Annotated in this window: 20 protein-coding genes; 18 read left to right on the top strand and 2 right to left on the bottom strand. The window is 39.3% G+C overall.

Annotated features, from left to right (window positions below; all coding sequences use genetic code 11):
- Nucleotides 1–42 precede the first annotated feature (42 nt).
- The 4 genes from LG330_RS10470 to LG330_RS10455 all read left to right on the top strand — a co-directional run bounded on the left by LG330_RS10470 (nucleotide 43) and on the right by LG330_RS10455 (nucleotide 4,528).
- Nucleotides 43–756 carry a response regulator transcription factor gene (locus tag LG330_RS10470; protein WP_404403580.1) on the top strand — a complete coding sequence of 238 codons (714 nt, stop codon included), beginning with the start codon at nucleotides 43–45 and terminating at the stop codon, nucleotides 754–756.
- Nucleotides 753–2,516, top strand: coding sequence for an ATP-binding protein (locus LG330_RS10465; protein ID WP_404403578.1), 1,764 nt, complete (start codon nucleotides 753–755; stop codon nucleotides 2,514–2,516). Before LG330_RS10470 ends, LG330_RS10465 begins: the two co-directional genes overlap by 4 nt.
- A 255-nt stretch (nucleotides 2,517–2,771) precedes the next feature.
- Nucleotides 2,772–3,293, top strand: coding sequence for an RNA polymerase sigma factor SigX (gene sigX / locus LG330_RS10460; RefSeq protein WP_404403576.1), 522 nt, complete (start codon nucleotides 2,772–2,774; stop codon nucleotides 3,291–3,293).
- Entirely contained in the window at nucleotides 3,290–4,528 is a 1,239-nt protein-coding gene (locus LG330_RS10455) for a GerMN domain-containing protein (RefSeq protein ID WP_404403574.1), read from the top strand. The genes sigX and LG330_RS10455 overlap by 4 nt, the downstream gene beginning before the upstream one ends.
- A gap of 24 nt (nucleotides 4,529–4,552) precedes the next feature.
- Here the strand turns inward: LG330_RS10455 and LG330_RS10450 are convergent, their stop codons facing one another.
- On the bottom strand, nucleotides 4,553–4,801 hold the full coding sequence (locus tag LG330_RS10450) for a ferredoxin (RefSeq protein ID WP_404403572.1): 249 nt from the start codon (nucleotides 4,799–4,801) through the stop codon (nucleotides 4,553–4,555).
- Between the two features lie 192 nt (nucleotides 4,802–4,993).
- Here LG330_RS10450 and LG330_RS10445 point away from each other — a divergent pair, with 192 nt between their 5' ends.
- The 8 genes from LG330_RS10445 (at nucleotide 4,994) to LG330_RS10410 (ending at nucleotide 12,538) form a co-directional block, all read left to right on the top strand.
- The gene (locus tag LG330_RS10445) at nucleotides 4,994–6,127 is read left to right on the top strand and encodes a helix-turn-helix domain-containing protein (protein WP_404403570.1); all 1,134 of its coding nucleotides are present in this window, start codon (nucleotides 4,994–4,996) and stop codon (nucleotides 6,125–6,127) included.
- Nucleotides 6,049–7,485, top strand: coding sequence for a RecQ family ATP-dependent DNA helicase (locus LG330_RS10440; RefSeq protein WP_404403568.1), 1,437 nt, complete (start codon nucleotides 6,049–6,051; stop codon nucleotides 7,483–7,485). The genes LG330_RS10445 and LG330_RS10440 overlap by 79 nt, the downstream gene beginning before the upstream one ends.
- The gene (locus LG330_RS10435; RefSeq protein ID WP_404403566.1) at nucleotides 7,486–8,052 is read left to right on the top strand and encodes a lysostaphin resistance A-like protein; all 567 of its coding nucleotides are present in this window, start codon (nucleotides 7,486–7,488) and stop codon (nucleotides 8,050–8,052) included.
- 1 nt (nucleotide 8,053) lies between these two features.
- Complete coding sequence (locus LG330_RS10430; RefSeq protein WP_404403564.1) at nucleotides 8,054–8,710, top strand: LysM peptidoglycan-binding domain-containing protein; 657 nt, start codon at nucleotides 8,054–8,056, stop codon at nucleotides 8,708–8,710.
- A gap of 81 nt (nucleotides 8,711–8,791) precedes the next feature.
- On the top strand, nucleotides 8,792–9,424 hold the full coding sequence (locus LG330_RS10425) for a CBS domain-containing protein (RefSeq protein ID WP_404403562.1): 633 nt from the start codon (nucleotides 8,792–8,794) through the stop codon (nucleotides 9,422–9,424).
- A gap of 311 nt (nucleotides 9,425–9,735) precedes the next feature.
- On the top strand, nucleotides 9,736–10,482 hold the full coding sequence (locus LG330_RS10420) for a metallophosphoesterase (protein ID WP_404403560.1): 747 nt from the start codon (nucleotides 9,736–9,738) through the stop codon (nucleotides 10,480–10,482).
- A gap of 88 nt (nucleotides 10,483–10,570) precedes the next feature.
- Complete coding sequence (locus tag LG330_RS10415; protein ID WP_404403558.1) at nucleotides 10,571–11,482, top strand: B12-binding domain-containing protein; 912 nt, start codon at nucleotides 10,571–10,573, stop codon at nucleotides 11,480–11,482.
- Between the two features lie 90 nt (nucleotides 11,483–11,572).
- A complete protein-coding gene (locus tag LG330_RS10410) occupies nucleotides 11,573–12,538 on the top strand; it encodes a YpdA family putative bacillithiol disulfide reductase (protein WP_404403556.1) in 966 nt (321 codons plus the stop codon).
- 26 nt (nucleotides 12,539–12,564) lie between these two features.
- Here LG330_RS10410 and LG330_RS10405 read toward each other — a convergent pair whose 3' ends face one another.
- Complete coding sequence (locus LG330_RS10405; protein WP_404403554.1) at nucleotides 12,565–13,536, bottom strand: asparaginase; 972 nt, start codon at nucleotides 13,534–13,536, stop codon at nucleotides 12,565–12,567.
- Nucleotides 13,537–13,620: 84 nt separating this feature from the next.
- Here LG330_RS10405 and prsW point away from each other — a divergent pair, with 84 nt between their 5' ends.
- From prsW to LG330_RS10375, 6 genes are all read left to right on the top strand, one after another.
- Nucleotides 13,621–14,286 carry a glutamic-type intramembrane protease PrsW gene (gene prsW, locus LG330_RS10400; RefSeq protein WP_404403552.1) on the top strand — a complete coding sequence of 222 codons (666 nt, stop codon included), beginning with the start codon at nucleotides 13,621–13,623 and terminating at the stop codon, nucleotides 14,284–14,286.
- Nucleotides 14,287–14,418: 132 nt separating this feature from the next.
- Nucleotides 14,419–15,189 carry a spore cortex-lytic enzyme gene (gene sleB / locus LG330_RS10395; protein WP_404403550.1) on the top strand — a complete coding sequence of 257 codons (771 nt, stop codon included), beginning with the start codon at nucleotides 14,419–14,421 and terminating at the stop codon, nucleotides 15,187–15,189.
- 16 nt (nucleotides 15,190–15,205) lie between these two features.
- Nucleotides 15,206–16,516 (top strand): germination protein YpeB, encoded by a 1,311-nt coding sequence (ypeB, locus tag LG330_RS10390; RefSeq protein WP_404403548.1) that lies wholly within the window; start codon nucleotides 15,206–15,208, stop codon nucleotides 16,514–16,516.
- A gap of 82 nt (nucleotides 16,517–16,598) precedes the next feature.
- A complete protein-coding gene (locus LG330_RS10385) occupies nucleotides 16,599–17,231 on the top strand; it encodes a flagellar brake protein (RefSeq protein WP_404403546.1) in 633 nt (210 codons plus the stop codon).
- Nucleotides 17,232–17,338: 107 nt separating this feature from the next.
- A complete protein-coding gene (gene cmk / locus LG330_RS10380; protein ID WP_404403544.1) occupies nucleotides 17,339–18,025 on the top strand; it encodes a (d)CMP kinase in 687 nt (228 codons plus the stop codon).
- Nucleotides 18,022–18,603: a lysophospholipid acyltransferase family protein gene (locus LG330_RS10375; RefSeq protein ID WP_404403542.1), complete on the top strand. Its 582-nt coding sequence runs from the start codon at nucleotides 18,022–18,024 to the stop codon at nucleotides 18,601–18,603. Before cmk ends, LG330_RS10375 begins: the two co-directional genes overlap by 4 nt.
- The last annotated feature ends 9 nt before the right edge of the window (nucleotides 18,604–18,612 follow it).

Here is an 18,612-nt window from a genome sequence, read left to right as displayed (position 1 = left end):
GAGGGCTTCTTTTAAATACATATCTGATGAGGGGGATTTTCAATGAATGAACTTGGTCATATTCTTGTAGTTGATGATGAAGAAAGAATCCGCAGGCTGTTAAAAATGTATCTGGAGCGTGAGGGATACACCATAGAAGAGGCTGAAGACGGTGAAAAAGCACTTAAAAAAGCCCTTGAAGAAGATTTTGACTGTATTTTACTCGATTTAATGATGCCAGGAAAAGATGGAATTGAAGTGTGTAAAGAGCTTCGTGAAACAAAAACCACTCCTGTGATTATGCTTACTGCTAAAGGTGAAGAAGCAAACCGCGTACAGGGATTTGAAGTGGGAACGGACGATTATATCGTCAAACCATTCAGTCCGCGTGAGGTTGTCCTCCGTGTGAAAGCACTTTTGAGAAGAACTGCAACAAGCAGTTTTGTCAATACAGATACAAAAGCAAAAGATATGATCGGCTATAACCATCTGGTAATAGACAATGATGCCCATCGTGTTACTGCAGATGGGCACGAGGTAACATTAACACCGAAAGAATATGAGCTACTGTTATTTTTAGCTAAAAGCCCGGATAAAGTATATGACAGAGAACAGCTGTTAAAAGAAGTATGGCACTATGAGTTCTTCGGTGACCTCAGAACGGTTGATACACACGTGAAAAGATTGCGTGAGAAGCTGAACAGGGTATCTGAAAAGGCCGGGAAAATGATTGTAACGGTATGGGGAGTAGGATATAAGTTCGAGGTTGACGAATGAGAATCTGGAGAAGCGTAGTAGGCAAGCTGTGGATGACAATTCTGCTGCTTGTCTCCTTTGTTTTATTCATCCTTACAATTCTGCTGCTGGAGTTTTTTCAGAACTACCATGTAGAAGAAGTGGAAGAGTCTTTAAGATATGAAGCGCAAAAATCAGCAAGTGTTTTAGAAGAACACGATGATCTTGATATGAGTATTCAGATCGTAGCTGAAATACTTGATGATCCCGTACACTCAGTTGTCGAGATCAATGAAGAAGTGGTTTTTTATTCCGATGAATTATCATTCCAGGATACGCTGCAGGCAATAAACCGCAGTAATTCAATGGAAAGAATCTATTCAGATGGAACAGTTGTACAGCATGAATTTCCATCAGGTGACGACTTTGATAACCGTTATAACAATATAATGGTCGTCGGTGCACCTGTCAGCAGTGATGATGGGGAAACCACTGGTGCCGTATATGTTTATCAATCTTTAGAAGCAATTCAGCAAACAACTGAACAGACAACGAGATTGATCATTCTTGCAGCAGCAATCGCAATCATACTTACGACGATTTTTGCATTTTTCCTGTCAACAAGAATCACAGCTCCACTCAGAAAAATGAGAGAAGGTGCTTTTGAAGTGGCAAGAGGTAAGTTTGACACTAAAGTACCAATTCTCTCGAATGATGAAATCGGTGAATTGGCGACAGCTTTTAATCAGATGGGCAGACAGCTGAAACATCATCTTGATGCGCTCAGTCAGGAGAAGGAGCAGCTTTCAAGTGTACTCAGCTCAATGGCAGATGGGGTCATAACTTTTAATAAAGATTGTACAGTTCTTGTCTCAAATCCCCCTGCTGAGCGCTTTCTGCAGAACTGGTATGATGAGCAGGAAGGATACACAAAGCTTGCACTGCCGCCAACGCTTGAATCTCTGATTACAAAAGTGATGAAAACGAATGAGGAACAGGTAGGCGAGCTTGAAGTAAACGGACGTTCCTATGCTGCGATTATCAGTCCGCTTTATAGCGGTCAGACAGTAAGGGGAGCAGTAGTGGTTCTCAGAGACATGACAGAGGAAAGAAAGCTTGAAACACTCAGAAAAGATTTTATCGCAAATGTGTCCCATGAATTACGAACGCCAATTTCAATGCTGCAGGGATACAGCGAAGCCATCATCGATGATATCCCTCAAAGTGACGAGGAAAGAAAAGATATTGCAAAAGTCATCTATGATGAATCTTTAAGAATGGGCAGACTCGTCAATGAACTGCTTGATCTTGCAAGAATGGAAGCTGGACATATTGTTCTGAATAAAGAGGAAGTTATCGTGAACGAATTCTCCTCCAGGGTCTTATCAAAGTTTAAGCTTGGACTCAGTGACGAAGATATTACGATGTCCTATCAGACTGAACTCGATGATACGACTGCGATCAGTATTGATCCTGACAGAATAGAGCAGGTGCTGACAAATCTTCTGGATAACGCAATCAGACATACGAGGGCAGATGGGAAAATAACAATAAAAACGCAGAAAGAACATCAACTTATCCGTTTTGATGTGATCGATAATGGCGTTGGTATTCCTGAAGATGACCTGCCATTTATTTTTGAACGGTTTTATAAAGCCGATAAAGCAAGAACCAGAGGAAGAGCTGGTACAGGTTTGGGTCTTGCGATAGTTAAAAATCTGATTCAGGCCCATAAAGGTAAGATTAAAGCTGAAAGTAAAGTGGAAGAGGGGACAATATTCTCTTTTTATCTTCCCTGCTGACTTTATTATAAGCACTAAAAGGCAGACTGCTATGCCTGCAAATGAGTAATCTATCCTCTGTTTACTCATTTATGGGCGTATGCGTCTGCTTTTTGTTTTACTTTATTTAATTCAATGTTTATATCAAATGACCGGTCATGTAAAATGGGAATGTGAAAAACAACACGAAGTAGGGTTAATATTTAAAATGTGCTTAAGAAAGAAACTTTTTTTCATTGCTTACGACTAATGGTATGAACGGGGAGGAGACGGTTCATGGACTCCGTTTTAAAGAGGCTGTATACAGAGTATCAGCAGGATGTTTTTCAATTCTTAATATATATGGTTAAGAACAGAGACACTGCTGAAGATTTACTTCAGGAAGTGTTTATTAAAGTGATGAATTCCTATCACCGTTTTGAAGGAAAGAGTTCGGAAAAAACCTGGTTATTCTCTATTGCTAAAAACGTGACAATCGATTATTTCAGAAAGCAAAAAACAATAAGAAAAAGAGTAATGGATCACTTTGACTGGGGAGAGCGGGAAATATCAGGAGGCGAGCCGCTGCCTGATGAAATGCTTGAGCAAAGTGAGCAGGTGAAAAAGCTTTATGCCTGCCTTGACCATTGCACAACCGACCAGAAAATGGTGATCATTACACGGTATATACAGGATTTGAATATTAGTGAAACTGCAGAGGTGCTGGGATGGACAGAAGGAAAAGTAAAAACGACTCAGCACAGGGCAATTAAAAAGCTGAAGGAACTGATGTCAGATGAGGAGGAGGGAGTTCAATGACCAAACGCAAGTGGACTGAAGAGGAAATAGAAAACGAACTGAAAAAATTTCCTGAAATCAATAGCCGGATTGATCCGGAAGAAGTGTATCAGCATGTGAAACTGCGAAATAGAAAAATTAAGCCGTTTCACTGGATGCCCGTTGCAGCAGGGACCGCTGCTGTCGCTTTAATGGCAATTCTTGCTCCTGGTTTGTTTAATGAGGACGCCTCCTCTGATCAGCAGGCTTCAGACACAGCCCTTCCTGTCGCAGAAGAAGAATCAGCTGAGGTAGAGACAAGTGAAGAAGCAAGTCAGGATTCATCTGAAGAACAGAATGTTGAAATGTATGAGTCATCTGATGCTGATGAGGTGGCGGAAAATAGTGAAGAATCTTCAGAAGAGCCTGCTGCAGAAGAGGAAGAAGAATTAGAAACAGTGACAATTGAAGAGGAAAGTGAAAAAGGAATACTGTTTGAGGAGGACCTCGGTAATAACATGTATTTTGAAGCAGGCCTCGTGACCAGAGATGCATTTGTGATTCCTTTTACATTTGTAGTCCCACAGAGTGAAGCGGATCAAACACCACTTTCACTGTATCAGGAGTGGGCAGACAAAATAGATGAAGCATCTTTTGGATTTATGGATTATCACCCGATCAGTCAAAACTTAAGTGTAGAAGAAGGCAATGTGTCTGGTTTAATCGATAACCTGGATGAGAAAACACAAGGCGCATCCGCAGCCTTATTAATTGATGTATTAAAGGAAACTTTCGGATCATTCTATGATCAGTTCAGCATCATTGATGAAAATAATGAACCTGCAGAAATAGGTGAATTCGGACGTGTAGAATCTTATGATCTGAATCACGATAATAAAGGATTCTACATTTATGAAAATGAAGATGGCAGTTACTTTTATGCTAAAAGCTATGATCAATTCAGCTCAGTTCAGGAAGCACTGAATGCAATAGAAGAACAAGTGCCAAACGATCAATATGCATCTCCGGTTCCGGAAAACGTGGATATCAATTATGAAGTGAATGGCTCAGATATGACGGTATCATTTGAAGGAGATTTTACTGAAACTACAGAGATTGAGAGAAGACAGCTGATCGAATCAATTTTGCTGACTGCTGAATCTTTTGCTATCAGTTCAGTGCGCTTTAATGGTCTGGAAGATGAGTTTCTCGCAGGATACAGCTTCGATGAGCCGGTAAATGTTCCAATTGGTGGAAACACAGCATTTCTGCAATAAAAAAAGCTCCCGCGGGAGCTTTTTTTATTCGTATTTTAATGCATCGCCATCAAACGGCTCATCAGCTACTTTAATTGAATCAGTCGGGCAGCCTTCGAATGCATCAAGCATGTCATCGTAAAGTACTTCCGGCACCTCTACTGTTCCTTCATTGTCATCAAGAACAACAAATGCGATGCCCTCATCGTCATAATCATAAATGTCAGGAGCTGCAGCGCCACAGGCACCGCATGCAATACATGTATCTTTATCTACGATCGTATATTTAGCCAATTGGATTACCTCCTTGTTCAAGCATTTAAATTAATTAAAAATGTCCATTCCTTATTTTACTCGTACGTGTATTGATTTTCAATACTGAAGGTTACTTAATTTCATAATACCCATCTTGAAAAGAAAGAAAACTGTTGAACCTTCAAGGGGAGTGTTAAAATATATTTACGACTAATATGAAGGAGCATTCTTATGAATTATCTGGATGCAATTGTGCTGGCAGGTCTTGATATTATTAATGGTGAAAGAACACAATCCTCAATCTATCATCTTCTTAAGGGCAAAAAAACCTCACAAACGATACAGGATGCACAGTTATATGGCATCTCCCCACTATTTCAATTATATCGATCTATGAAAAGATCATATTATGATCAGAGAATTGAGTTTTTAAAGCATCATGGCATGATTGATGAGCAAGAAGAATTAAAGTTCAGACTCACTGCGAAAGGACGAATAGAACTGGCTGAATTCTTCTCCGTTCATCCTTTCCCTGTGTATTTGAACGGGTGGAAATACCATCAGGTCACACACCTCTTCTGGAAAAGACTCACACTTTCCGTCCAGACCGGGTCAAATCTGATTTATTCGCAGCATCAGTTTATTCCTGTCACCCGGGATTTCTATGTGCAGCAGTGGGTTAAAAAAATGATCAGCGAAAACCGGAACCGGTTAAAGGACTATACTTCACAGCTGAACAAAGAATTAACGGTACTTTTTGAAAGGGATGACTTTCCTGATTCTCCAGACCTGATTGTTCAGCAGCTTTCCGGATACAATCAGATTGGACAAACCAACCGTCAGCTCGCAGATCAATTAAACTGCGGACCGGATGAAATATTCACTAGATTTATTAATGAGCTGCACTATATGTTTAGAGTGATTGATGATGACAAAACCTGCTTTCCGCTACTATCTGAAATGATGGATACACAGGAAATAAAGTCTATCCCGTTTACTAGATCTACTGAAGAAACTTATCAATATGTTAAAAGAAATCTATCGATCGATCAGATTGCCTCAGTCAGAAGATTAAAAAGAAGTACAATAGAGGATCATATACTGGAGATCGCACTGCTCGATCAGCAATTTTCAATCCATTCATTTGTCACAGAACAATTAGCTGAAGAAATCAGAACATTTAAGGGGAGAAGTAACCGTTTGAAGTACATAAAAGAACATGTCCCTGAGGCTGATTATTTTCAAATCAGACTGGTGCTGGCAAAAGCAGAAAGAGGTGAACTCATTTGGAAGAATTACTTAAAGAAAAGTTTGGGTATCACACATTCAGAGCAGGACAAAAAGAGATCATCAGAACAATATTGAAAAAACAGGATACGATCGCGATGCTCCCCACCGGTACAGGGAAAAGTCTTTGTTACCAATATCCTTCTTATGTAAACAATGAAAGGGTATTAATTATTTCCCCTCTATTATCTTTAATGCAGGACCAGGTTGATCAGATTAAATTAAGGGGAGAAAAGAGAGCAGCAGCGATCAATTCATTTTTAAACTTTAACGAAAAAAAGCATTTAATCCGTCACCTTGCGTCATACCGATTTATTTTTTTATCTCCGGAAATGCTCTCATCAGCTGAAGTACTGAACAAGCTGAAAGAAATCGGAATAGGTCTACTGGTGATTGATGAAGCACACTGTATTTCCCAGTGGGGTCCTGACTTCAGACCGGATTATTTGAAGCTGGGTTCATTTAAAAGAGCACTTGGTAATCCGTGCACGCTCGCGTTAACTGCAACAGCCACCGATGAAATCAGACAGGATATCGCTTTGAAGCTTGAGCTGAATGATTGGAAAGAATGGGTTTTTTCGGTTAATCGTCCAAACATAGCACTTGAAGTAAAACAACTTGAGGATTCATTGGAAAAGGAACGAAAGCTCATTGATGAAATCTCCTCTAATCAGGCGCCTGGTATTGTTTTTTTCTCAAGTAAAAAGAAAGCTGAGGAGCTGCAGGCCAGAGCAGCATCTCATGCTGTAAGATCTGCTGTATATCATGGTGACATTGAAACCGAACAGAGAATTTTGATACAACAACAGTTTATAACAGGTCAGCTGGACTGGATTTTTGCTACGAATGCATTTGGAATGGGTATTAATAAAGAGAACATCAGGACGGTTATTCATTTTCACATGCCCTCATCGATCGAGAATTTTCTTCAGGAAATTGGACGAGCTGGCAGGGATTGTGAGCAGGCGCGTGCTGTTTTGCTTTATAGCAACAATGATGCAGCAATTCCCTTACAGCTTGCAGAGATTGAAAAGCCGGCATTATTTCAAATCGAGACTTTTCATCACTTGTACTCTGCAGGGAAACCGCCTGAGACAATTCAGCAGGAACTGATGTTATCAGATACACAATTGAGAGTGCTACTATATTATGCTGAGCATAAGAACGCTCACTCCTGGGCATATGAAATGGATCAACTGCTTGAAAGCAGGCTGCAGAAAAAACGCAGGCAGGTGCTTGATCTAAAAAGTTATATCGATACAAAAGGATGCAGAAGGGAAACTTTGCTTCACTTCTTTGGCGAGGAGATGAAAGAAAAGCAGAACCAGTGCTGTGACCGTTGCGGGCTGGAAGAGACCAAGATCATCAGCAGACCTGAAAAACCAAAAATCATTCATTGGAAAGATAGATTAAACCTTCTTTTGGTAGGAGATTAAATGGACAGTTATAAAGTTTACCCATGTCATGTGCTAAAACAGGCTGTGATTTATACTCAGATATTGATAATATTTGTTGCATCATTGCTGGCTCTCTTATTGTTTAATAATATCAATCAATTTACTGATATATTTACTATAAGTGTACAGGTGTTATTGATAGGTGTATTAATTGGATTGATCTGTGTTGTGGCAGACCTGCTGCTGATGAGAGTTCTGCCAAAAAGAGCGTTTGATGACGGGGGAATTAATGAACGCCTTTTTACATGTCTGAACCCTATGCAAATATTAATCATCACCATACTCATTGCTTTCAGTGAAGAGTTGTTATTTCGTGGTGTTTTACAAACCCATATTGGTTTCATTCCGGCAAATATCCTTTTTATCGCAGTACATTTCAGATACCTGAAAAACTTTTATCTGCTGATAAATGTTACTATTTTAAGTTTTCTTTTGGGATATGTGTATGAATATACCGAAAGTCTATGGTCAGTTTTCATTATTCACTTTATAATAGACTATATATTAGGTATTTATATTCATTATTCCAATAAAGAAGGGGTTTAATATGAAAAGAGATCCTTACAGAGACCGCGCTGAAAAAGACCGCAAAGAATTATTAGCTGCCAGCAGCGAGCAGGAAAATCAGGATGATGTGAAATCCAGACTTGAACTGCATGGGAAAAAAAGAGAAGAAAAAAAATCCAGCAAAAAACCATTTCCTCTAATTGGGTTACTGCTGGCATCATTTGTACTCCTGCCTTTGACAGTTGTTATAGTTTCGATCTTTTTCTTTTCAAACAGTGATTCAGGCATTACTAATGCCACGCTTGAGAATTCCAATGAATTTCAAATTGAAAAAAATAGAGAAACAGCTTTAAGTGATAAAGCTGAACCTGTTTTAGCAGGTGTAACAAATGATGAAGATGAATCAGAAGAAGTCCCTGAAGAGAAGCCTGCTGAGGATATTCAGGAGGAGGCGCCTGCTGAGGAGGCTCAAGCACCGGAAGAGCCTGCAGAAGAACCGGCAGAACAGCCTGCTGAAGAAACACCGTCGGAAACAGAGCAGCCATCTGGTTCAACCCATACCGTACAGGCAAATGAAACATTATATAGAATTTCAGTTAATTACGACCTTGGACCTGATGGGGTTGAGCAGCTAAGACAGCTGAATAATCTTGGTGACAATGAAATTTATGTTGGGCAGGTTTTACAACTCCCATAAAAGGATAAAGGGATTTAGTTGTTCTTTATAGAATGATTTTACAAACAGCTTTGCTGTTATTAATCAATTGGGGTGAATAAAATGTTCGTTAAAAGTGCGATGGTTCCGGCGATGAAATGTTATACAGTACAATCTGATGAATCTATTGAAAACGTAATAAACCTGCTCGAAGAAAAAGAAGTGGATGCGCTGCCTGTTTTAAATGGCGATACATATGAAGGTGTAACGACACGATATCACATTTATCAGGATTTCTTTAAATCCGGTCTTTCCAAGGAAGATTTCTATGCATCCAGGAATGCAGGAGATATTATTACACACCAGGATAACTATTTGCAGGGGGATGAAATTTTTGAGACAACACTTTACCAGTTAAATGACTTTCCTCTGATGTCAGTCGTAGATACTAAAAGAAGGTTTATGGGAATTGTGACAAGGTATGACGTGTTTAATCAATTCCGGAGTGCATTTGGCATGCATAAAGAAGGCGTCCGGATTGCATTCACTTCTGTTGAGACAGAGGGCAGAATTTCACGTCTGGCAGAAATTATTCAGCAATTTCATGAATCTGTTATCTCTCTTGTTACATTTGACGAAACTGATAAGCTTGTCAGAAGAATCGTACTGAAAATTGAAAAGAAAGATAATCTTGATAAATTTCTCAAGAAACTTGAAAAATCCGGATTCAGAATACTGGATATTAAGGAAGACTAGCACTAAAATCATTTCTCCGGCTCATGGGGAAATGATTTTTTTAATTACGACTTTGTTAAAGTTGACTGTTGATTGAAGCGAGAGGGGGGACGCATTCCATGACCGGACGGTGAGCCCGCATAGGCCTCACTCGTCCCTTCCTGTCACTGAGTCCCCCCTTTACGCTTCAATCACCAGATGTGCAGAAACAAAATCATCTTTTACATAACTTTGATTAAAAGGTTTTCAGGTTAAAACATATTCAGTTGAGCTTGAATCATATATAATAAATCATTGTTTGGTGATAATATCGGCTTATTCAGGAGGAAAAAATGAAATATTTATATGCAGGCATTGTCTTTTGCCTCTCTATAGGGTTATTGATGATAAAAAGAGCATTTGAAAACAACCTGATCACCCATCACATTAAATTAAATGACGCCTCAACATTTCCACCATTAAAAGTACTGTTTATTTCGGATATACACCGGCGTAAAATCCCTGAAAAATGGTTTCGTTCACTGCCTGGAGCGGATCTGATTCTGATTGGAGGGGATATGACAGAAAAGGGTGTGCCCTACGAGAGAGTTCAGTATAATGCATCACTGATTGCAAAAGCAGGGAAAGCCTATTTTGTATTTGGTAATAATGATGAAGAAGTAAATAAAAGAAAACTGACTGAAATTATTGAAGCTGAAGGAATAACGGTATTAGAAAACGAATCCGATATAATTAACGATCAGATTGCCATTGCAGGAATAGGAGATATCAATTATCAAAAAGATGATCTCTTAAAGGCATTAAGTAATGTTGGTGAGAAGGATGTGATCCTCCTGAGTCACGATCCGAGAGTTACGAGAAAGTTAAGTGACGTTAAGCATGCAAATCAGGTACGGGTCATCCTTTGCGGTCATACCCATGGAGGTCAAATCAGGGTGATGGGGTTTGGCCCTTACCAAAAAGGCAGGCTTATTAAACATCAGCAATATACACAGTTAATCAGTAACGGATATGGAACGACGCTGATCCCAATGAGACTTGGAGCAAAGTCTGAAGTTCATCTGCTTACGATCTCCTAAAAAGTTATATAAAACCTATACAAGTTTTACATCTTTGTATAATGAATATATAATTAGGTATCAAACAGTGTTGAGCAGGAGGTTGGCCATGAAAGCTGATGAAGGAAAATACAATATAAAAGCTGTCTCTAATATGCTTGGGGTTCAACCAGGTACGCTCAGAGCATGGGAAAGAAGATACCAGATGATTGCCCCCGTACGAAATGATTCCGGGCACAGGTTATATACTGATGAACATATCAGAAAGCTTAAATGGCTGGTTTCAAAAGTAAATGCAGGCTTTACAATTAGTCAGGCTGTGGCACTTTCTGAACAGGAGCATGACCAGATCATATCAGGCGATCAAAATGAAAATCAGCTGACAGTACTTAGAGAAGATTTATTATATGCTTTAATGAAATTTGATGAAAGCAGAGCGCATGATCTGATCAATGAGGCTTTTTCTTTATACACTGTGGATAAAGTACTGGTTGATATACTCGGCAGCATATTAATCAAAATCGGTGTGTTATGGGAAGAAGGCAGGATTACTACAGCTCATGAGCATTTTGCTACATCAATATTAAGATCGAGAATCGGAATTCTGATGCATTCTTTTCCTCAGAATAACTTCTTACCAAAAGTGGTAGCGGTATGTTCTCCGGGAGAGTGGCACGAACTGGGGCTACTGATATTTACACTTTATATCCGTAGAAAAGGTTTTAATGTGATATATCTTGGATCCAGCATAAAAGAAGGAGACATTCAAACTGTCCTTGACACAGTTGAACCGAAATTTCTTTTTATGTCATGCACGTTAAAAGACAATTTATCCCGTGCAAAGGATCTAATTATTGATCTAGAAGCTGAGTATAAGGATCTGGCAATTGGCCTTGGCGGACATGCAGTTAACATGATGAATGATGATGAAAAGAAAGGTTATGAAAAAAATCTCGTCGGGCTGAATAAGGAAGATTGGGAAGACTGGATCAGTAAAGCATTAAATATGTCAGCAAATTAATTGTATCAGAATGCAAAAACTCCTATTATGATTAGATAGGAGTTTTTTAAATACCCGGAACACACCGGTTTGCACTGAGGAGTGAATGAAGTGAAGAATGAACAGGTTATCGTAATCGGCGGTGGTCCATGTGGATTGTCAGCGGCGATCGAACTTAAAAATAAAGGAATCAATCCGCTTATTATAGAAAAAGGGAATATTGTGAATGCCATCTACCACTATCCGATCCATCAGACTTTTTTCTCTTCAAGTGAAAAGCTGGAAATAGGCAATGTGCCATTTATCATTGAACAGCATAAGCCGAAGAGAAATCAGGCGCTCGTTTATTATAGAGAAGTGGCCTTAAGGCATGATTTGAGAATTAACCGTTTTGAAAAAGTGGAGAATGTGACGAAGCAGGATGACTTATTTTTAATTCAGACTGATAAAGATCTTTATTCAGCAGATCAGGTAATCGTAGCGACCGGTTATTATGATCATCCGAATAAGCTAACCTGTCAGGGAGCAGAACTTGAAAAAGTTCATCACTATTTTAAAGAAGCGCACCCTTATTTTGATCTGGATGTGGCTGTCATTGGCGGTAAAAACTCAGCAGTTGATGCAGCGATTGAACTTCAAAAAGCTGGCGCAAGAGTAACAGTACTCTATAGAGGCAGTGAATATTCACAAAGTATTAAACCATGGATTCTTCCTGAATTTGAAGCGCTGGTAAAAAACGGCGTTGTTAAGATGATCTTCAATGCAGAAATAAAGGAAATTTCACATCAGGAATTAATTTATTCTGATGGCTTTAAGGAGATTTCAATAAAAAATGATATTGTATTCGCTATGATCGGCTATCACCCGGACCATTCATTTATTGAAGCGATGGGTGTGGATATTGATTATGATACAGGGAGGCCGCTGTTTAACCCTGAAACCATGGAAACAAACGTTGAAGGGATCTATATAGCAGGCGTTATCGCAGCCGGTAACAATGCAAATGAAATTTTTATTGAAAATGGCAGATTTCACGGAAATCAAATAGCAGACGCAATGATTAAAAAAGGAAGCTAAGCAGCTTCCTTTTTAATATAATTCAATTATTTAAACATGGATGCGATATAATCCGGATCGTCAGACTGTGAAAGTCCAATCATCAGTTTCAGTCTTGCCTTTTGACCGTTCAGCCCGTTAGAAAATATAACGCCTTTTTGCTTCAGCTGTCTGCCCCCGCCCTCATAACCATATACATCCTGAGTAATACCGTTAAAACATCTGGAAACGAGTACGACAGGGATGTTTTTGCTAATCAGGTCCTCAATGCCACTAACTGTCCCCGGCGGCAGGTTCCCCTGACCAAGTGCTTCTATAATGACACCATCAAACTTCAGATCTGCCAGTGCACTGAGCAACCTTGAATCCATTCCGGCATAGGCTTTGATGATTGCTACATTTTTACTGAGCGCAGAAATTGAGTACTTTATATCTAATTTGGGTGTATGGTGAAACAGCACACCACCCTTTGTAACAATTCCGATCGGGCCATATTGGGGACTCTGGAAGGTGGATACGTTGCTAGAGTGGGTTTTAGTAACATTGACAGCAGTATGAATTTCATCGTTTAACACGACTAGAACCCCTTTACCAAAGGCTTCATCACTTGTAGCAACTCTGACAGCACTAATCAGATTGTAAAGACCATCTGACCCAATCTCATTTGAAGACCTCATAGCACCTGTCACAACGATTGGAATAGACAGTCTGAGTGTCAGGTCCAAAAAGTATGCTGTTTCCTCTAATGTATCAGTTCCGTGCGTAATAACAGCGCCATGAATACCGTGCTCAAGATAATACTTTTCAATCAGTTTTTTTAATTCAAGCATATGATCCGGTGTGATATGAGGTGAAGGCAGTGTGAACGGTGCTTCAACAATAAAGTCAGCATAATCATTCAGATTCTGAGTATGTCTTAACAGGGGGTTGTTCCCTTCTGTTTTAACAGCGCCTGATTCGTCTTCGGACATTGAGATCGTGCCGCCTGTATGTATGAGTAATAATGTTTTTTTCGACATTTTCTCCCTCCCAAAAAGTTATTTGTGTAAATGAATTCTTTTCCATGATACGATGAGAAAAACGGATTGAAAAGAGGCAACAGCATGATCGCTCTAATTTCAGCTGCGATAGCACCGGGACTTGCTCTTCTAAGTTATTTTTATTTAAGAGATCAATATGACTCAGAACCTGTCAGGGTTGTGTTTAGAGCCTTTATTTTAGGGGTTGCAGTCACATTTCCGGTAATGTTTTTACAATATGTGATTGAGGTCGAAACCGATTTTTCAAATACGCTAATACAATCTTTCCTGGCATATGGATTATTAGAAGAATTTTTCAAGTGGTTTATATTATATTTTTTTATTTTTCATCTTGTAGAATTCGACGAACCTTATGACGGTATTGTTTATGGGGCAGCTGTTTCACTTGGATTTGCCACTCTTGAAAACGTATTATACCTCGCAGTATACGGACTAGAGGCTGCGATCGGGAGAGCACTTCTTCCTGTATCCAGTCACGCACTTTTCGGTGTCGTAATGGGTTATTACATAGGAAAAGCAAAATTTCACTTAAATAAAAAGCTTTTTATACTTATTTCTCTTATATTGCCCATATTGCTTCATACCACTTATGACTTTATTCTGATCAGCAGCAGGAACTGGATCTACTATATGGTTCCCTTCATGCTATTTCTTTGGTGGCTGGGTTTGTGGAAAGTTAAAAAAGCTCATATCCTGACAGATTATCACCATAAAACAAAACTGACATGAAAAGCATGCGGCTGCATGCTTTTTTAATTTGCCTTTTCTAAAAAGGTCTATGCTCATTTTTCAGAAATTGAATTGTATAGAATAGATGAATTGGTTCAGATTATTAGTATCAGTTTGATAGGAGGAATCTGTATGCAGAAAAACTTTTGTATGGTTTTGTTGGCTTTTTCAATTTTTTTCAGCAGTGTATCAGTAACTGATGCATTCAGTGGTCAGGTGATTCAAAAAGGCGCTTTTGGGGATGACGTGATTGAATTGCAGTCAAGACTTCAGTATATCGGCTATTACAAAGGTCAGATTGATGGAGATTTTGGATGGGGCACTTACTGGGCTTTGAGAAATTTCCAGTCTGATTACGGTATGGAAATAGACGGACTTGCAGGTCCTGAAACGAGACAGAAATTAATTAATGCCAGTGAATACAATGAGTCGTTTGTAAGGGAAAACCTAAATAAGGGAGTGAAATTTACACATTATGGCGGAACTCCTTTAAAGAATCAGGTTAAGACAGAAACGGTATCCAAAAAACTGAAATTACCAAACGGTTATTCTGAAAATGATATTAAATTAATGGCTAATGCAGTTTACGGTGAAGCAAGGGGAGAGCCTTATGAAGGACAAGTTGCTGTAGCTGCAGTTATTTTGAACAGAATTGAAGATGAAGCGTTTCCTAATACCGCATCCGGCGTTATTTTTGAACCTCTTGCATTTACTGCTGTAGCTGATGGCCAAATCTGGCTGACACCAAATGATCAGGCAAGAAGAGCTGTAATGGATGCAATAAACGGGTGGGATCCGTCTGAAAATGCATTATATTATTTTAATCCGGTTACTGCTACCAGCGAATGGATCTGGACCAGACCACAAATCAAAAAGATTGGTGAACATATTTTCTGCCTATAAATGAGGAGAATGAAAAATGAACTGGAAAAAAACAATTTTAATTGTGTTATTTTTATGTGCCTTTTCTGCAGCTGCCTTCGCAGCTTATCAGAAAGGTCAGGCAAATGCACTGCAAAATCATATGGAAAATCAATACCAGCGTGCCTTTCATGAAATGACTTTTCAAATGGACCTTCTGCATGATGAAATCGGATCAACTTTAGCAATGAACGGGGGCAGAACATTAACCCCGGCACTCACAGAAGTCTGGAGATTAACTTCGATGATTCACTCAGATATTGGCCAGCTGCCATTAGGTGTACTGCCTTATAGTGAAATGGAAAAGTTTCTGATGAAGATTGGCGAGTTCAGCTATCTGACTTCAGTGCGGGACCTTTCTTCAGAACCATTGACAGACGATGAATACAAAAAGCTTGAACAATTGTACGACCAATCAGCAGAGATACAAAATGAGCTGAGATCGATTCAGAACAGAATTCTGGAAGAAGAACTCAGCTGGCTTGATCTGGAGCAACTCATGGCCACTGGTGATGCGAAAGCACAGCCGGTTGTTGATGGATTTGCTAAAGTTGATGGAGCCGTAAAAGGGTATGCATCTGAAACTTTTGCACCAACAGAGCAGGAAACAGCTTCACAGCGAAGAAAACAGCTTCAGCATCTGACGGGAGATGAATTACAACCAGATGATGCATTAAGTATTGCTGAGAAGTTTTCCGGTAAGCAGCTCGAAAATGCTGATGTTTCAAAAAGCCTTAAAGGATCGACTTATCCATTTATATCTGTTACAGACAACGAAGAATCATTTTCAATGGACCTCTCTGTTAAGGGTGGGTATCCGCTTTATATGATTAAGGATAGAGAAATTTCTGAAGCGAATCTCAGCCTCAATGAAGCAGTTGCTGAAGCTGAAAAGTTTCTCGAGCAAAATGACCTGAATGATTTGAAACTTGAAAAAGGGCATCAAACTGATCACAGTGCTTCTCTCACATTCTCAAGGTATCTGGAAGACAGTGACATTTGGGTGCTGGATGATTCAGTCTATATTAAGGTTGCACTTGATAATGGAGAAATTCTCGGGTTTACCGGTTATGATTACTGGGCAGGTCACGGGGAGATTGAGCTTCCTGAGATTAAGTTAACAGAGAATGAAGCACTTTCACTGCTGCATTCAGAATTCGAAAATGCCGAGACCAGAATGACACTGATCAGAAATGAGCTTGATGAGCATGTATTGTGTTATGAGTTCACTGGTATAACGAATGACGAAACATTCCGGATCTATATAAACGCAGAAAGCGGTCAGGAAGAAAAAGTAGAAAAGCTATAAAGGATTTACTGAAAAAAGGAATTGAAAAAGTTTTTTTCTGTGCGATAATACCTATATAGCCGAGTATAGGTGGGTGTATCAGATGAAAATAGGAACAGTTCTAACGATTGAACCAATGCATGCTTCAAGCCATGACAAGTATAAAAGCAGACTGGTTGAAATTAGTGGAGGTAAGCTGTTTATTGATTATCCAATAAATATGACAACGAACAAAACTGTATTTTTAATTGATGGAATGCAATTAAGAATAAGCTATACAACTGAAAATAATAATGCTTTTTCTTTTGTAACAGAAGTGAAAGGCCGAAAAAATCTAAACATCCCTATGATTTTACTGGATCAGCCAGACGAAAAGGATTTAATTAAAGTACAGCGCAGACAGTTTGTCAGGGTGAACACCTCAATAGATGTATCAGTGAAAACTGAAATGGCTAAATTCAATACTGTGACTGAAGACATAAGTGCCGGTGGGCTATCTTTTATCTTAAAAGATGGTATGGATTTTCATTCGGGAGATACAGTAGGGCTATTTATGGTGCTTCCTATGAGAAATGGTGAAACCCAGTATTTAAAAGCAGCTGGTGAAATTACGCGCACCAAAGTTGTAAACCGTGTTCAGATCGGTATGCTTAAGTTCAGCAATCTGACCGCACTTGAAAGACAGCTTCTACTCAGGTATACGTTTGAATGCCAGTTGAAAATGAAGGAAAAATAAACGTGACGCGCCTGCTTTTACTTAAGCAGGCGCGTTTTTGATTACTATTTTGTGGACCATGTTATGATACAATAATTGAGATTATATTAGATTGAGGAGAATCGCCAGTGAATAATACTAAGAACATTCGAATTGCACTTGACGGACCGGCCGCTGCCGGCAAAAGTACAGCAGCAAAAAAAATAGCTGAAAAATTAGGTTTCATCTATATAGATTCAGGTGCAATGTATCGCACTCTTACTTATAAAGCTTTAAAAAATCAGATTGATCCTAAAAATGAGCAGGAATTATATAACCTTTTATTGAATACAGTAATAGAGCTAAAACCAGGTAAAGAGGGGCAGCTTGTTTATTTAGATAATGAGGAAGTCACTTCAGAAATCAGACAGCAAAATGTCACGCAGAATGTTTCTGATGTTTCGCTTCATAAGCTTGTCAGAAGTGAAATGGTCCGAAGGCAGCAGGAGCTTGTAAAAAATGGCGGCATCGTGATGGACGGCCGTGATATCGGCACAGCTGTTATTCCCGATGCTGAATTGAAAATATTTATGTCAGCTACAGCTGAGGAGCGTGCAAGAAGACGCTTTGAAGAACACCAGAAACAGGGCATCATATCAGATCTTCATGAGCTTAAAGCCGAGATAGAAAAGCGTGATCATATTGATTCAACAAGAGCTGTATCCCCGTTAGTAAAAGCAGAAGATGCAATCGAGCTTGATACAACGCATATGTCAATTTCAGAAGTAGTAAACAAAGTAACTGAGTTAGCTGCTGATCGGGGGGCAACATTATGAATTTATACTCTTTTGCAAAAGGATTAGTAAAATCTGTACTCACGCCTGCTTACAGAATACGCACAGTGGGTAAAGAACATATACCGGAACGTGGAGGCGTATTAATATGTGCAAACCACATTAATGTACTCGACCCTCCTGTTGTAGGTATTACCTCACCACGTCCAGTTTCATTTATGGCAAAGGAAGAGCTTTTTAATATGCCAATTCTGAAAAAGCTGCTGCCTAACCTGAATGCATTTCCGGTTAAGAGAGGGATGAGTGATCGTGAAGCACTGCGAAGAGGGCTGAAACAATTAAAAGATGGACATGTTGTCGGATTATTTCCAGAAGGCACCAGAAGTAAGGATGGTCAGATTGGTAAAGGACTGGCAGGTGCGGGATTTTTTGCATTAAGATCTGATGCTGCAGTCGTCCCTTGTGCGATAATCGGTCCGTATAAATTTTCCAGACGCCTTAAGGTGGTTTATGGTAAACCGATTGATATGGCTGAATTAAAAGAAAGAAAAGCATCTGCTACTGAAGTAACCGACATGATCATGAATGAGATCAAAACACTTTCCGACAATCATCGATAAAAGTTCTCG

It is taken from the genome of Jeotgalibacillus malaysiensis, assembly GCF_044789845.1.
GTDB lineage: Bacteria > Bacillota > Bacilli > Bacillales > Jeotgalibacillaceae > Jeotgalibacillus > Jeotgalibacillus malaysiensis_A.
This window is presented reverse-complemented; position numbering and strand designations above follow the sequence as displayed.

Coding starts and splice junctions, on each gene's coding strand:
- LG330_RS10470 (WP_404403580.1), top strand. CDS start 43: ATGAATGAACTTGGTCATATTCTTGTAGTTGATGATGAAGAAAGAATC.
- LG330_RS10465 (WP_404403578.1), top strand. CDS start 753: ATGAGAATCTGGAGAAGCGTAGTAGGCAAGCTGTGGATGACAATTCTG.
- sigX (WP_404403576.1), top strand. CDS start 2,772: ATGGACTCCGTTTTAAAGAGGCTGTATACAGAGTATCAGCAGGATGTT.
- LG330_RS10455 (WP_404403574.1), top strand. CDS start 3,290: ATGACCAAACGCAAGTGGACTGAAGAGGAAATAGAAAACGAACTGAAA.
- LG330_RS10445 (WP_404403570.1), top strand. CDS start 4,994: ATGAATTATCTGGATGCAATTGTGCTGGCAGGTCTTGATATTATTAAT.
- LG330_RS10435 (WP_404403566.1), top strand. CDS start 7,486: ATGGACAGTTATAAAGTTTACCCATGTCATGTGCTAAAACAGGCTGTG.
- LG330_RS10430 (WP_404403564.1), top strand. CDS start 8,054: ATGAAAAGAGATCCTTACAGAGACCGCGCTGAAAAAGACCGCAAAGAA.
- LG330_RS10425 (WP_404403562.1), top strand. CDS start 8,792: ATGTTCGTTAAAAGTGCGATGGTTCCGGCGATGAAATGTTATACAGTA.
- LG330_RS10420 (WP_404403560.1), top strand. CDS start 9,736: ATGAAATATTTATATGCAGGCATTGTCTTTTGCCTCTCTATAGGGTTA.
- LG330_RS10415 (WP_404403558.1), top strand. CDS start 10,571: ATGAAAGCTGATGAAGGAAAATACAATATAAAAGCTGTCTCTAATATG.
- LG330_RS10405 (WP_404403554.1), bottom strand. CDS start 13,536: ATGTCGAAAAAAACATTATTACTCATACATACAGGCGGCACGATCTCA.
- prsW (WP_404403552.1), top strand. CDS start 13,621: ATGATCGCTCTAATTTCAGCTGCGATAGCACCGGGACTTGCTCTTCTA.
- sleB (WP_404403550.1), top strand. CDS start 14,419: ATGCAGAAAAACTTTTGTATGGTTTTGTTGGCTTTTTCAATTTTTTTC.
- ypeB (WP_404403548.1), top strand. CDS start 15,206: ATGAACTGGAAAAAAACAATTTTAATTGTGTTATTTTTATGTGCCTTT.
- LG330_RS10385 (WP_404403546.1), top strand. CDS start 16,599: ATGAAAATAGGAACAGTTCTAACGATTGAACCAATGCATGCTTCAAGC.
- LG330_RS10375 (WP_404403542.1), top strand. CDS start 18,022: ATGAATTTATACTCTTTTGCAAAAGGATTAGTAAAATCTGTACTCACG.